The organism is Mucilaginibacter aquaedulcis, assembly GCF_030409325.1.
Taxonomy (GTDB): domain Bacteria; phylum Bacteroidota; class Bacteroidia; order Sphingobacteriales; family Sphingobacteriaceae; genus Mucilaginibacter; species Mucilaginibacter aquaedulcis.
The window spans coordinates 347,976-362,495 of record NZ_JAUFPR010000003.1; the positions used below are offsets into that span (position 1 = coordinate 347,976).

14 protein-coding genes and 1 tRNA gene are annotated in these 14,520 nt (G+C 42.6%); 5 read left to right on the forward strand and 10 right to left on the reverse strand.

Annotated elements, in window-relative coordinates; translation table 11 throughout:
* Positions 1-3: 3 nt before the first annotated feature.
* On the reverse strand, positions 4-759 hold the full coding sequence (locus QWZ01_RS16720) for a glucose 1-dehydrogenase (RefSeq protein ID WP_290325192.1): 756 nt from the start codon (positions 757-759) through the stop codon (positions 4-6).
* A gap of 106 nt (positions 760-865) precedes the next feature.
* On the opposite strand from QWZ01_RS16720, the gene QWZ01_RS16725 reads away from it, so the two are divergent.
* The 4 genes from QWZ01_RS16725 (at position 866) to QWZ01_RS16740 (ending at position 3,314) form a co-directional block, all read left to right on the forward strand.
* Complete coding sequence (locus tag QWZ01_RS16725) at positions 866-1,225, forward strand: winged helix-turn-helix transcriptional regulator (RefSeq protein WP_290325194.1); 360 nt, start codon at positions 866-868, stop codon at positions 1,223-1,225.
* Between the two features lie 71 nt (positions 1,226-1,296).
* The gene (locus QWZ01_RS16730; protein WP_290325196.1) at positions 1,297-1,875 is read left to right on the forward strand and encodes a TetR/AcrR family transcriptional regulator; all 579 of its coding nucleotides are present in this window, start codon (positions 1,297-1,299) and stop codon (positions 1,873-1,875) included.
* 97 nt (positions 1,876-1,972) lie between these two features.
* Entirely contained in the window at positions 1,973-2,302 is a 330-nt protein-coding gene (locus QWZ01_RS16735) for a nucleoside triphosphate pyrophosphohydrolase family protein (RefSeq protein ID WP_290325198.1), read from the forward strand.
* A 4-nt stretch (positions 2,303-2,306) separates the two neighbouring features.
* Positions 2,307-3,314 carry a saccharopine dehydrogenase family protein gene (locus QWZ01_RS16740; protein ID WP_290325199.1) on the forward strand — a complete coding sequence of 336 codons (1,008 nt, stop codon included), beginning with the start codon at positions 2,307-2,309 and terminating at the stop codon, positions 3,312-3,314.
* A gap of 71 nt (positions 3,315-3,385) precedes the next feature.
* On the opposite strand, the gene QWZ01_RS16745 is transcribed toward QWZ01_RS16740, so the two are convergent.
* From QWZ01_RS16745 to QWZ01_RS16755, 3 genes are read right to left on the reverse strand one after another with little or no spacing between them, the layout of a single operon-like run.
* Positions 3,386-3,727, reverse strand: a complete 342-nt coding sequence (locus tag QWZ01_RS16745; RefSeq protein ID WP_290325201.1) for a nuclear transport factor 2 family protein — start codon at positions 3,725-3,727, stop codon at positions 3,386-3,388.
* Between the two features lie 8 nt (positions 3,728-3,735).
* Positions 3,736-4,653: a helix-turn-helix domain-containing protein gene (locus QWZ01_RS16750; protein WP_290325203.1), complete on the reverse strand. Its 918-nt coding sequence runs from the start codon at positions 4,651-4,653 to the stop codon at positions 3,736-3,738.
* Complete coding sequence (locus QWZ01_RS16755; protein ID WP_290325205.1) at positions 4,650-5,471, reverse strand: SDR family oxidoreductase; 822 nt, start codon at positions 5,469-5,471, stop codon at positions 4,650-4,652. The genes QWZ01_RS16750 and QWZ01_RS16755 overlap by 4 nt, the downstream gene beginning before the upstream one ends.
* 783 nt (positions 5,472-6,254) lie before the next feature.
* On the opposite strand from QWZ01_RS16755, the gene QWZ01_RS16760 reads away from it, so the two are divergent.
* Positions 6,255-7,058 carry a DUF5694 domain-containing protein gene (locus QWZ01_RS16760; protein WP_290325208.1) on the forward strand — a complete coding sequence of 268 codons (804 nt, stop codon included), beginning with the start codon at positions 6,255-6,257 and terminating at the stop codon, positions 7,056-7,058.
* A gap of 325 nt (positions 7,059-7,383) precedes the next feature.
* On the opposite strand, the gene QWZ01_RS16765 is transcribed toward QWZ01_RS16760, so the two are convergent.
* From QWZ01_RS16765 to QWZ01_RS16790, 6 genes are all read right to left on the reverse strand, one after another.
* Positions 7,384-8,700, reverse strand: a complete 1,317-nt coding sequence (locus QWZ01_RS16765) for a TolC family protein (protein ID WP_290325210.1) — start codon at positions 8,698-8,700, stop codon at positions 7,384-7,386.
* Between the two features lie 3 nt (positions 8,701-8,703).
* Entirely contained in the window at positions 8,704-11,796 is a 3,093-nt protein-coding gene (locus tag QWZ01_RS16770; RefSeq protein WP_290325212.1) for an efflux RND transporter permease subunit, read from the reverse strand.
* 12 nt (positions 11,797-11,808) lie between these two features.
* Positions 11,809-12,843: an efflux RND transporter periplasmic adaptor subunit gene (locus QWZ01_RS16775; protein WP_290325213.1), complete on the reverse strand. Its 1,035-nt coding sequence runs from the start codon at positions 12,841-12,843 to the stop codon at positions 11,809-11,811.
* A gap of 13 nt (positions 12,844-12,856) precedes the next feature.
* A complete protein-coding gene (locus tag QWZ01_RS16780) occupies positions 12,857-13,270 on the reverse strand; it encodes a hypothetical protein (RefSeq protein ID WP_290325215.1) in 414 nt (137 codons plus the stop codon).
* Positions 13,271-13,354: 84 nt separating this feature from the next.
* Positions 13,355-13,918 carry a Crp/Fnr family transcriptional regulator gene (locus QWZ01_RS16785; protein WP_290325217.1) on the reverse strand — a complete coding sequence of 188 codons (564 nt, stop codon included), beginning with the start codon at positions 13,916-13,918 and terminating at the stop codon, positions 13,355-13,357.
* Positions 13,919-14,370: 452 nt separating this feature from the next.
* Positions 14,371-14,444 (reverse strand) — tRNA-Asn (locus QWZ01_RS16790).
* Positions 14,445-14,520 lie beyond the last annotated feature (76 nt).

The window sequence follows — 14,520 nt, forward strand, 5'->3', positions numbered from 1 at the left end:
AGTTTAATAGCCAACTCCTCTGACACCGCCTGAGGCCCTGATTGATTCTCCTGTTACCCAATTTGAATCCTCCGAGGCAAGAAAGACCGCCAACGGGGCAATATCTTCCGGTTCACCAAATCTGCCAAGTGGCGTTCCTGCAATGAGTTTTTCACCCAATTCGCCATCAAAATTTCCCGCTGTTGCTGGTGTGTTGGTATGTCCTGGCAGTATCGAGTTCACCCTGATCTTACGGGGGCCGAGTTCCCGGGCGAGTGCCAGGGTTAGGGTATCTACAGCACCTTTGGTTGCTGAATAAACACTTGATGCCAGGTAAGGATCTGTACTCAGGATAGAGCTTATATTAATAATGCTTCCGCCCTTATCCATCTGCTTAACAGCAGTCTTCGCTGCAAGCAGATAACCCAGCACATTCAGGTTAAATTGTTTGTGGAAAGCTTCCTCTGTCAGGTCATCGATCATCTCGAATACTGCTAAACCGGCATTATTAACAAGAATATCCACTGGACCGAAGGCTGTTTTCACTTTCTCAAACATCCGGTTGATATCTGCCGATTGGCTCATGTCCGCCTGAATGGAGAAGGCCTTTCCGCCTGATGCCTGTATTTCACCAACCACCTGATCGGCCTCTTTTTTACCCGAAGCATAATTTACAATGACCATCGCACCGGCCTTGCCGAATGCCCTGGCAATGCCTGCGCCTATGCCCTTTGATGCTCCGGTAACCAGGGCTACTTTATCTTTGAGTTTTAATTCCATTTGATCTTTTCTTCAATATATGATGGTTCAAAGGTAGATACCCCTAACTTTACCCATGCTATGGGTTTCCTCAAGTAAACGGGGTTCCCTGTCCAGACATCAACAAATGGAAAAGACAAAAACGATCTACGAAGAAGAGGCAGACTGCTCCAAAATACTTTTTGCCATACAGGATACACTGGACCTGATCAGCGGAAAATGGAAGATCAAAGTTGTAGGAGTCCTGCTCTATGGCAAAAGAAATTTCACCGATCTTCAGCAGCGGATCAACGGCCTCGGTGCCAAAATGCTTTCCAAGGAACTGCAGGACCTGGAAATAAACGGCTTGATCACCAGGACGGTGAATACCACAAAACCGATAACGGTAAGCTACGAACTAACGCCCTACGGCCACACCCTTGAACCGATCATACAGGCGCTTGCGGATTGGGGAATAGAACACCGGCACCAGATTACGGGGCGATAAGTGCCATTGAAATTTAAAATGACTTTATTTTGTAACAAGTGTTCTAAAATAAAGTTAGGTTTGCATTACAAATGGCACGAAACTTAGAGTTCAACGAAGAAGAAGCGATCAAAAAAGCGATGGAGGTTTTTTGGAAAAAAGGCTATGGCGGAACCTCTATCCGTGATCTTGCTGAAGCAATGAATATCAAGATCAGCAGTATTTATAATACTATGGGTGATAAACATCAACTGTTTATAAAATGTATCCGTAACTACACCCAGACACGGGCCATTGAAGCGCAAAACAGCACTTCCAGAATGAGATCACCCTTTAAAGCGATCATCAATTTTATAGAAGGTGCAGTGCATACGATCCTGTATAGCCCTAACAGCTGCCTGGCCATCAAAACCACATTTGAGGTGGCGGCGACAGATCCTGATCTGCAAGCCATTCTCCGTGATGATCATGAATTTACCTACGGGTTATTGACCGGCCTTATCAAAAAAGCGGTAGAATTAAAAGAACTCCCTGAGGATACCGATGCAGGTACGCTGGCTGATTTCATCCTCAACAACTTTACGGGCTGGCATGAGTCGTACATTATCCATCAAAACCCGGTCAGGATCAAAAAAATGGCTAAATACCTGATCGCGCAAATATCAAAATAAAGCTGGTTAATGAATTTTTATCGCGATAAGTCAGGTTTGATTTTGTAACAAGTGTTCTAAAATATTATAAATAATCACATACAAATACATAAAAGAGATGAGTGAAGAATTGAATTTTACGGAAGTGATAGCCCGGTCAGAAAAGATCAGGATGCTTTACCACGAATTGGAAAGAATACATCACGGCAGTGAATGGACCGTTGAAGAAGATGCCCTGGCTTTCTTAACAGATGCGGGTTTGGTGGGCAGGCTAACCATGTCGCAACAAGGTCGCTGGCCAAAGGGAGGTGCCGCGAATGAGGAACTTTCGCACAAATTAGGTGAAAGCATCTGGTGGCTCATCATACTGGCCGGCAGAATGGACATTGATATCAATGTAGCCCTGGAAGGTTTCCTTTCCAAAACAGAGAAACTTTTAAAGAAATAATCACATGACAGATATACAAGACACAAAAGGAACTTTGCTGATCTACGGTGCCACTGGCTATACGGGAACCATGATCAGTCATGAAGCCGCACGAAGAGGAATTAGCTTTGAGATCGCGGGGCGAAGCGCGGATAAACTCGAATTACTGGCAAGAGAGCTCGATATTCCTTACCATGTATTTACGGTTGATGATCAGGCTGGCTGGGAAACCGCTCTTGCCGGTAAAACTGCTCTGCTGAATATTGCAGGGCCGTTCAGTGAAACGGCAGAACTGGCCATTGAGGCCTGCATTAAAGCCAATGTACACTATATCGACATTACGGCTGAAGTAGAAATTTACCGGCTCGCTGAATCAAAAGATAAGACGGCTAAAGCAGCTGGTGTCATGTTGCTTCCGGGCGCAGGGCTTTTTGCAACTTACGACCCGCTGGTATTGCACACCGCTAAGCGGGTGAAGGATCCGGTAAAGCTACGCGCAGCTTTCAAATACTCGGGCGGTTTTACCCCCGGTTCCATCGCCAGCAGTAGCAATATCATCAATGCCGGAATTTTGGTACGTAAAAACGGAAGCATTGAAAAGCTGACAGAAGCCCCTTCGGCTGCTTTTGACTTTGGCAACGGACCTGAAGACTGCTTTCCTACCCCGCTTGGCGGTGTGGTACTCTGCTATCGGTCTACAGGTATCCCGGATATTGAAGAATATTTTCAGATGGCCTTGCCTGCAAACGATCCCGATGCAAAAACGGTGGATACGCAAAATAAGGAAGTAAATGCAGATCAGGCTGAAAGCCCGAGCCTTATCGTTGCGGAGATCACAGGCGCGGACGGAAAGATCGTAAGATCATTGGCGGAAATGCCGTCGGGTTATTTGCCTACCGTAAGATCGGCAATCGAAGTCGCTTACCGCGTACTAAACGGTGATCACAAAGCCGGCTTTCAATCCCCCGGATCTGTTTACGGAGAAGAGTTGCTTTCGTCATTGCCTGGTGTTAATATCATCGATCTGGATTAATCAGGTTATCAAACAAAAACACCTTACAGTTAATCGCTGTAAGGTGTTTTTACTCAATGGTTATTAAGTGATCAATCTAAGTAGGCATCAATATGAGCGATCAGCCCGGCATCATTGACACGGATATCCAGGCCACCGGTCTCATGGCCAAAATCCCCGGTAAAATCTACCTTGGCCAATACCTGATCCGGCCCTGTATAATCCAGTGACAATAGTTTGGTCGAGGTATGATAGCCGATAAAAAAGGTCACGAAGTATTTCCTGATCCCTTCCGTATGCTTAAACCGATCACCTACGGAAACATCCTCAATCACCGCATCTGCTGCGAAAAGTTCGAGCACGGCCTGCGTGTCAAAACGGTTGGCCGCTGCTATGAATTGTTGAGCTATCTGCTCAAGTTCAGAATTTTTCATAAAAAATTTTAATTTAAAGACTGCCTGAAATTCAGTGGAGATACTTTAGTCTTGCTTTTGAACAGGCGGTTAAAAGATTGCGGGTGTTCAAAACCCAGTTGGTAGGCCACTTCAGCTACACTCAGTTCACTTGCGCTTAATAGCTCCTTCGCTTTTTCGATCAGTTTAGCATGGATATGTTGCTGTGTATTTTGCCCGGTCAGCGAACGAAGCATATCACTCAGATAATGTGCTGAGACATTCAGGCTTGCTGCCAGCTCATCTACTGCCGGCAGGCCATTGGCTAATGGCTTACCACTGTCAAAGTATTCAGCGAGCAAACCTTCGAAACGAACCAGCAGATCATTGCTGGCCGATTTACGGGTAATAAATTGCCGGTTGTAATAGCGTTTACTGTAGTTCAGCAACAACTCAATTTGAGAAACCAGTACATCCTGGCTGATCTGATCGATCGCGGAATCCAGTTCCATTTCGATGTTTTTGAACAGCCCGACAATGACCTGCTTTTCCTTTTCAGAAAGGTATAGGGCTTCGTTCACCCCATAGGAAAAAAAGCCGTAGTTTTTAATACTTTTCCCTAAAGTGTATGAACTGATAAATTCAGGGTGTACAAGTAAAGTATAGCCGCCATAATCAGCTTCTCCTTCCAATGCTGTGATCACCTGGTTCGGTGAAACAAAGGATAATCCCCCTTCATCAAAATCGTAATGGCTTTGTCCATACTTTATCTTGCCACCAAAGTCCTTTTTATAAGAGATCTTATAAAAGTTGAACAGCATGCCTTTTTCAAGTTCAGCCGTATCCACGGTAATTGTACTGTAATCGACCAGGCTGATCAGCGGATGCAGGGGTTTAGGTAAACCCAATGCCCGGTGAAGTTCCGAGATCGAATTGAATACAATGGGTTGTTTCCTTACATGTTTCATGCTTGTGGATATGGGCTCTGCAAGTTAAGGTAATTTCTCAAACCGATGCGGTAAGCTTCCGGACCTTCAGCCAGGCGTTTAGCATAAAGCCGTACCGCGTCGTTACCCGCGGGATAGGTCAACTGATCTTTTTCATCGGTCGCCGCTTGGTAAACCACTTCGGCGATCTTTTCGGCCTCTGTAAATTCCATTAGGGTACCATCATTAAAACCTTCGGTCATTTTAGCCATGGTCGCTTCGTAGGCTTTGTCTTCGGTTACCTGCATGGCTTTCATGAAATCACTTTTAATACCGCCAGGCGCTACGTTCTTGATCCCGATGTTAAATTGTGCGAGGTCGTACGACAAGCTTTCCGCCAATCCCTGCATAGCCCATTTTGATGCGTTGTAAATCGCGGATTGCGGATTGGATACCAAGCTGCAAAGCGAGGTGGTGTTGATAAACAAACCTTTATTGCGTTGACGGAAATAAGGAATAAATGCCCGGATAACAGCAAGGCTGCCAAAGAAGTTGGTATCGAATTGAGCCCGGATCTGTTCTTCGGTATGAGATTCGATCGAACCGATCAGTCCATAGCCTGCATTATTAAAAACAACGTCGATATCACTCTGGTTTAATGTCGTTTTGATTGTATCTGCTATTTGCCTGTTATTAGTGACATCCAGTGGTAATAGTGTAATGTTCTTTAATGGCTTAAGTTCCGTTTCCTTTTCTGGTGATCGCATGGTAGCGATAACATTCCAGCCTTTTGACTGAAATAATTTAGCGGTTGCTTTGCCCAACCCGGTCGATGCGCCGGTGATCAAAATAGTTTTCATCTTGTTTTCCTTTTGTGTGATACAAAGGTGCGGCCTCAAAAAAGGAGGGACATAACCGAAACGGAGGGTGTTGTAACCGAAATGAAGAAATATCTCTATGAGTAAAAATCTATGTTATTAGTGATAAGCCCAGAAGATGTTTGTCATTTATTTCTCGTCGAAACTTGACGAAGTGCCTTCTTATGAAAAACAGGTACGATGTTGAGCTGATAAGACAGGGAGATGTTTTGGTTATACAGCGCGTTACAATAGATAATGTTTGGCCTATTGGCGATACAACGGTACTTACCGGAATTTAAAAACTATCCTAAGTTCCCTAGGGTAAGGAATACCCAATTTGGTAGTTAAAACCAATAATGACTACTAAAAGTTAATTTCAGCAATTTATTTCGAATTAGTAAAACCTTCCAAAATAATATTCTTAAGGATTTTACTGTTTTGTACAATCTTTAATAATTGAGCCTGATACAACCTGTAACAGATTGCTAATTCAACACTTAAATTGGTAAAAATACAGCTACAACTTATAAATTTGTAGTAAGAACCTCTGAAGTTGTTAAGCACAAAATATTGCAATAGATGAAGGTTGTTTTTCCTGCCACCGGCACAGCCGCTTATCGAAATTATGTTATCAAATAAGCGCATTTTGAATTACCACTAATACTTTTATATATGAAGAAGACAATTAGCTATTGCATACTTTTTCTGACAACAGTGTGCAATTCATTCGCCGCTACGTACGAAACAGATTGTTCGGACATTTTCGTTAAAAGATATAATAAGATGGTTGAATCGGATACACCTACCATTGCTCCAGGCTTTTTTTGGCGTACCGAGCAAAATTCCAAACCAGCTGTTCAGTTGTTATTATTAGGTACATTTCATTTTAGCAACCCTGGCCTTGATGCCGTAAAATTCAAAAGCGCTGATATTAACAGTGATACCAGGCAGAAAGAGATACAACAGTTAGTTGGTAACATCAAAAAATTTAAACCGGATAAAATATTTATAGAAGCAGGGATAGACCAGCAAGCTTTAATAGACTCGCAATACAATGCTTACTTGAGCGGAAACTATAAATTATCGGCCAATGAAACTAACCAGGTGGGTTTCAGGCTTGCAAAAGAGCTGGGGCATAAGAAAGTGTATTGTATTGATTATTGGGGAACACAATTTCCATTCGATAGCCTTCTGAAAGTGGCGAAGCAGAACAGGCAGGATGAACTCCTTAATTCGATCAATGACAAAATAACCGCTGTAGGTCAGGAATTTAACGCCATGCTTCTTAAAAGTACAATACAGCAATTGTTAGCATGGGAGAATACCGATGCTATGAATGCAGAAAATGTTGGTTTTTATTTTAAACTTTTGAAAGCCGGAGATCTGAAAAACCACGTAGGTTCATACCTTACCAGTGAATGGTATCGTCGTAATCTCATCATCTACGAACAAATGCTCAAGGAATTAGACGGCCGAGAAAAAAGGATATTTCTTATGTTTGGGCAGGGTCATACTGCTATGATAAAGCAATTTGTTCAATATAATCACGAGTTGGAGTTGGTTCCGGTAGCAGACGTATTAAAATAGCCATTTGTCTTTGTGCGGAAATTTTAAGGAATATTCCCTGTAATGAAAACACCTTCAGAGATCGTAATGTTGTGATAAGCCAGGGAGATTAAAAAACTTTTTCATCAAAAAACTTCAAAAATCTAAAGGCCTCTTTATTGAGACTTACAAGCAAGAAACCCGGGTTCGTAAACCCGGTTAGGGGAGCTACAAAGGGCAAGGAATATTTTACTATCGCTTGCCCTTTTTGGCTAATTCATGGTTAGTTAAATAAGCTGAGGTACTCGCGTTAACGGTTAGATGTCGCGTACCCGAATTCTGTAGTTCGCAAATAGCCTATTTGCTTTCATTGTCCAATCAAAATTTTCAGATCAGTAACGGCCATCCGGTATGATAACTGGGCCGAAAACATATCCGCAAGGGCTTTGGCCAATAACGCTTTCGTACTTAACAAATCGGCTGATTTGTTAAGACCCGCAGCTTGCTTATCTTCCTGTATTTTCAACTCCTCTTGCCGGTAGGTAAAAGCCTTTTGCGCAACAGCCACCAGTGCCTGTGCCTGGTTGACTCTCCTGTGCGCTTTTGTAATGTCATTACTTACCTGTAGCTCGGTATTTATTAAATGCTCTTCTGCTTGTTTCAGGCCAAATTGCCTTTGTCTGGTTACTTGTTTGTTTGAAAAAATACTTTGCAGATCCCATTTCAGGCTCAGGCCTATGTACGTATTATTAACCGGTAATAATGCATTGCCAAATTGGTGCGCATATCCACCAATTAATCCAATCTCGGGAATATTGCTTTGCCTGGACGATTTTATACCCAGCGCTGCTTTTGACTTATTCAGGTTGGCTATTTGCAGATCAATATTTGAACTTTTGGCAGTATTTTGATATTCATCAACCGTTTGTATGGGTGCAATATCGAGATCTGTTTCTTTTAAATTTATGGTTGTTGCGATAATACCGGTTATGGTTGACAGATCGCCCATGTAATCCTGCTCTTGTATGTTTAGCTTTAATATGTTTTGTTCCTGGTCGGCAATATTGGCTTGCAAACCGGCTTTATCTGCGATGAGTGTTTTACCGGCCAACAGGGCATTATCAGCATCCAGCAGTTTTGATTGAGCCAGCGCCAGTGTGGCGCCAGCTTCTTCTAAACGTTTTCGGGTTATCAATATTCCATAATAAAGTTGTTCTACCGACTGTTTTAGTTGCAGCGAAATTTTAAGCCTGTCTTTTTCCGTTAGTAGCACATCGGTCTTATCGGCCTCCAAACCCGTTTTTATTTTTACCTGCTGGGTCATGGGCTGATAGGCCATCAACCCAACCAATGAGCTGTTATACTTGCCCACGGTAAAGTTTTTATCGGCACTGGGGCTTGATTGGCCAATGGTGCCGGCCGGAATAGTTAGCTCACCCAAACTAAAGCTGTGAAGGTAGTTACCGCTTAAAGTTGTGGCGGGATATCTTTTTATTTTGTCCTCTTCTATTTTTGCCTGCTTTTCTTTCATCTGCCACAGTTTGGTGGCAAGTATATGGTTGTTTCGTAATGCAGAATCGATTAACTGTTGCAGCGAATAAATCGGTATTTCCTGTGCCTTTACCGGAACATTGCTCCATATTAAACATACCACTGGCAAAATGGATTTTATTGTAAGTTTCATTGTTTAAAAATTTAATGTTTTTTCAACTAAACCTGGTTTAGACTTAATCCACCCGATGTACAGCACCGGGACGGATATCAGGGCCATGGCCATGCTCCATACCACGCCAAAAGCCAATACGCTTGCAAGAGGCGCCCACATAGGCGAGCCTGAAACGATCATGGGCAATACACCAATGGCAGCCGCCATTGCAGTGAGGAAAATGGGGCGCAGTCGCCTTTTACCCGATTCGATGGCGGCTGTTTTAATATCAAGACCTTGTTTAATGAGTTCGTTAGTATGATCAACCAGGATAATGGCATTGCGCACCACAATTCCGGATAGTGCGATGAGGCCGATAAAAGCCGTGAAGCTGAAATAGTTACCGGTGATGAACAACCCAGATATGGCACCGAACAGACTCAGCGGGATGCTGAACATTACTATTACCGCCTCTTTAAGATTTTTGAATTGAAACAACAGGATGAAAAATATAAGCACCAAGCTCACCAGTAAAGCTGTAATCAATTGGCCCATTGATTCCTTTTTGTTAAAATCTTCGCCACCATATTCAATACGGTAACCGCTTGGCAATTGCAGCTTGCTTATAGCAGGTTGTATGGAAGCCAACAGTTCAGAAGGGAGAACATCAGGCGTGACCTCACTTTGTACGGTAAGCGCTCTAACACCATTGCGATGCATGATACGGCCTGTTTGCCATTGCGGAACCAAGTCAGCGATCTGCCTTAGCGGAACCTCGGCTCCGGTAACTGGCGATCTTGCATAAGTATTCTGTAAATCAGTGGTGGTTCGTCTGCTTTTTTCATCCAAACGCAATGCAATGCTTACTGCATCTGGACCTTCATACAGAGTAGAGATCGCCGCTCCACTAAAACCGGTGTAAACTGACCTGGAAATGCTGCCGGTAGTGTAACCCAGGCGGCTGGCCTCTTCGTTTAACCTGATCCCGATGCCATAATAGTCTTCTGCAAAGTCATTTCTGACAAAACGGCTGCCCTTTGTTTGTTTTATAATGTTACCAACTTCTTCGCCAATGCCCTTTAGCTGATCTATATCTTCACCAATAATTCTAACCTCAACAGGAGCCTTTAATGACGCACCTTGCTGCATCAGTTTGATATAAGTTGTACCTTCGGGTATAAGCTTACCTACCCTTGCACTTAAATCTTCGGCAAGTTCTTTGGTGGTTTCTTCAGTGGTAGTATTTATCAGTATCTGGGCATAGTTGTTTGTAGCAAACTCCGGTGAAAAATTATAATAAAACCTGGGCGAGGCGATGCCCGTAAAGGTTGCGTATGAAAGTACACGCTTATCATGCTTTATTAATGCCTCGGCCCTTAAAATGGCCTCATTGGTTTTTTCGAGCTTTGTACCTGTAGGCATCCATAACTCAACCACAAACTGCCCTCTTTCGGCCGCCGGAAAAAATTGCTGCCTGATACCACCTGAGAATAATAAACCCGCCAGCGCAATTGGCGCCAGACTGCTGATAATGGTAATTGCCGGATGTTTTACACACCAGGCCAACAGACTGTTATACCCATTCTGCATTAAATCCAGCAATGATCTTTTCTGTTTCTTTTGCGATTGATGGCTTGCTGATTTTTCATGCAGGCCTTTTTTGATAAAAGTGTAACAAAGCAGGGGCGTTAAAACCATGGCCACAAAAAATGAAGAAGCCAAAGCAACAGCAACAGTGATAGGTAAAGCAAATATAAACTCGCCAACGGTTCCCTTTATTAAAACCATAGGCATAAACGAGGCAATAATAGTAACTGTAGCTGCCAGTACGGGTATCACGAGATCGTTGGCGCTTCGCCATGCGGCTGTCCAGCGTTCAACACCTTCGTCAAGTAGTTCTACATAGTTATCTGCAATAACAATGGCATCATCAACCACCATCCCCAGTACCAGGATCAAAGCAGCCAGCGATACCTGATGCAGTTCAATGCCAAGGGCATGCATCACAGCAAAGGTAACGGCCACGGTCATGGGTATGGCCATTGCGGCTACCGCTGCAATACGTAATGGTAACAGTAAAACAACTACTATAATTACAGAAACTATGGCCAGAAAGAACTCCCGGATAAAGTGTGAAATATTTTCATCCACCAACTGCGGTTGGTTGACAATAGTAGTTATTTTAATATCCGAGGGAATTAACGTCCGGGCTTCCTCAATTTTACGGCTAACCTGCTCTCCAAATTTTACAATATTGTTCCCTTCCTGCATTTGAACAGAAAGCATCATTGCCTTTTTACCGTTTACAGTGATCATACTTTGCGGCTCTTTATAATCTCTTTTCATCACGGCAACATCACCAAGCCTAACTTCAGAACCCGATCTTGAGATACCAATTACCTGATTGGCCAGGTCTGTTTCTGTAGTGTAATACCCATTGGTATAAAGCGGGGCTTTATTACTATTGGTTTTCAGGTCGCCGGTTGCATTAATACTATTTTGCGATTGTAATAACTGCGCTACCTGCTGGGCGCTAACACCATATTGCGATAACTTTTCGGATGTTGATGACACAACGATCTCTTCCTGCTGCTCCCCTATTCGTTTTATTTTTGAAGCTGCCGGTATCGTTCGCAGATAATCCTCCAGTTTTTGGGTGTATTGTTTTAGCTCCTGGTAGCTGGCATTATTACTTTCCAGAGCAATCACCAGGGCCTCGGTATCGCCAAAATCCGAATTAACTATGGGGCCTTTTACCCCCTCAGGCAAATCAAGCTGTTTTGATGTCAGCAACTGGTGCCGGAGCTTACTCCAGAATATATCAGGCTGTTTTACACGCTCGGTAAGCTCCACATTTACCACTACCTCGCCATCTTTGGTGGTAGAGTAGGTTTTAGATTTATCTACTTCCTCGTATTGGAAAAGATATTGTTCCAGTTTCTTAGTTACCTGATCTTCTACCTGTAAGGAGTTAGCTCCCGGGAAGTAAGCTACTACCAAGCCCTGCCTTATGGTGATTTTGGGATCTTCCCGGCGCGGCATATTTAGTAAAGAATCTATACCTACAGCAAAAAGCAGGAACAATACCGACAATGTAACGTGCTTGTATTGCAGCGATGTTTTTATGATATTCATTGTGGTAATTATTTAATTGATAGAGATTAATGAACCGTCGGCTAATTTTTTTTGACCGCTTGTAATAATGGTTTCGCCGGCCCCCAGTCCTGATACAATTTCAATCCTATTATCAAACATGCGTCCGAGGCTTACCCTGCGTTTAAAAGCTTTGCTATGGGCCTTATCAACTATAAAAACATAGCTTTGGTTAGCCAGATCATGCTGGATACATTCGGCAGACAGGAAGATCGCTTGCTTTTTTCTGCCTGCGGTTATCAGGGCATCGGCTAACATACCGGGGCGAATGAGCAAGCCCGGGTTCTCCACTTCAATTTTAATAGCAAAGGCCCTTGAAGTGGCATCGGCAGCAGAACCTACTTCTTTTACTATTCCTGCATATGTTTTACCAAGGGCGGTAACATATACATTTGCCTTTTGCCCAAGTTTTACTTCATGCAGCTCTGCCTCCGGAACAAATGCCAGCACCTTTACTTTCCTGATATCAGATACCACAAAAAGCGGCATACCAACACTTACTATCTCGCCTTCTTCGGCACGTTTTTTAAGCAATACTCCGCCAATAGGAGAATACAAGTGGGTATCGTTCAGATTTTTTTGCTGGAGTTGCTGCTGCAGTTGTGCTTGCCTAAGCGAGAAACTTACTTTTGAAAAATCGGCATCACTCAGACTTTTTCGTATATGTAGTATTTTAAGGCGGTTAAACTCATCAGCAGTGGAACCAAGCTGCACATCTGCCAGTTCTTTGGCAAGGGCATAATTGCTGGGGTCAAGGCTTGCTATCAACTGTCCTTTAGATATGCTTTCGCCCTCTGTTACTGATTCATGATTGATTTTACCAGCCACCATAAAACCTAAATTCACGGTGGTATTGCCTTCTATGTTACCACTTATGGCTATTTCGGTATTAATAGCTTCAGGTTTAATTTCTTCTATTTTTATAGCAATAGCCGCAGGAACACTGCCGGATGCCGGTATTGTATGGTTCTTACAGCTGAAGGCAAGAAACACAACAATAAGTGCAGGGGTAAATAAGGATGATTTCATTTTTATTGATTTATTATTCTGAAAAAAATTGTTCTTGTATCTGTACCTTTTCAATGCCCAGAAAAATAAGCGATAGCCTGATATTTTCTACAAAAGCATCATTACCCGAAATGGTGAATTGCATGTGCTGCATGGTATTGGCATTCAGGATGGCTTCAATATCTTCCTGTTTTATGCCGCAGTGGCCTGCAGATTCTTTAGAATGATAGCTAATGAATAATTGGGTAGGGAAATGCTTTTGCAGTATTTTTAGTTCTTTTTTAAAAAGATGCTGTTTATTTATAGAGCAATAAAAAAGGGAAATGTGCTGGTATTTAACCTCGGCGAGCCTGTTTTTTAAATCGTTGAAGATGGAGGCGATACCTAAATCATCTGCAAAAAACACGCGGTGTACACCAAAATCCTGAATAGAAATAAATGCCTGCATGATATAGTAATTTTATAATGCAAAGCACGCGAAGGCACAGGAGGGTATTTTTAATCTATCTTAAAAAATGAAATTGGCTGCAAATTATTTTTTGCTTCTGATAACGCTCAGCGTTTGCTGGGTAATTCCTAAATAGGAGGCAATATCCCCAAGCGGAGCCCTTAATAAAATATTGGGATAGTTATCAATGAAAATTTTATAGCGCTGCTCCGCAGTTTGAAACTGCAGTGAGAAAAGCCTGTCAGAAAACCGTTTCAACATATCAATAGCCACCAGGAATGAGAAGGATTTAAACGCCGAAACCTTATCCAGCAAATCGGTAAACTCCCTGAAGTGGATTATCCGCAGGGTTGAATCTTCCAGAACCTCCCGGCCATAGGGATCTGGATTATTAAAATAAACGTTTTCTACAGACATGGTGAAATTGTTTTCACCAAAAAAGAAATGTGTAATATCCTTCCCCTCCTGGTTGATGTAAAACAGCCTGATCAGCCCTTCTTCAACAAAATAAATTTTGTGCGATCGGTTATCGGGTTGTACAAGGTTAGTGCCCTTAGGATAACCCTCTTTTTTGAATGCTGCGTTGATTGCTTCGCATTCTTCTGTGCTTAATTTTATTTTGGATTCGATATACTGAATCAGGTCCATAGTTGTAAGTCATGAAAATGAAGCTATTACGAATAATAAGTGAAACGGTATATAAAGATATAGAAATTTATAATTTCATGTATATGTAAAGCACACAAGATTAGGTAAAAGGGCAATCATAACATACAGTGACATTACCAAATATAAACTGTTGGTTTTTTTATGGATTATCCCAGGAATATTCCTGCGAGCCTTATTAACAAAGAAGGAACACATCAATATCGAGCCTATTCCAAAAACGGCAATCGACCGCTTGACGAGAATTGATAATATATACTGTAAATCAAATACTTGCGATAAACGAACAATAATTGGTTCGATGTACCCCGAAAAGTTCACTTTCGGAGAACTACAACATCGAACCGCCAAGACAAACGAACTCTTTAGTAATATATACTTGATAACAGTAATTATTAGGCATAAAAAAAGCCCCGCGGACGTGCGGGGCTTTGCTCCTGAGGCTGGGCTCGAACCAGCGACCCTCTGATTAACAGTCAGATGCTCTAACCGGCTGAGCTACTCAGGAGTATTTTCCGTTTGGAGTGGTGCAAAAGTATAATTTCTGCGGTAATTTCACAATATTTGTGCGAAAAAAATTTAAA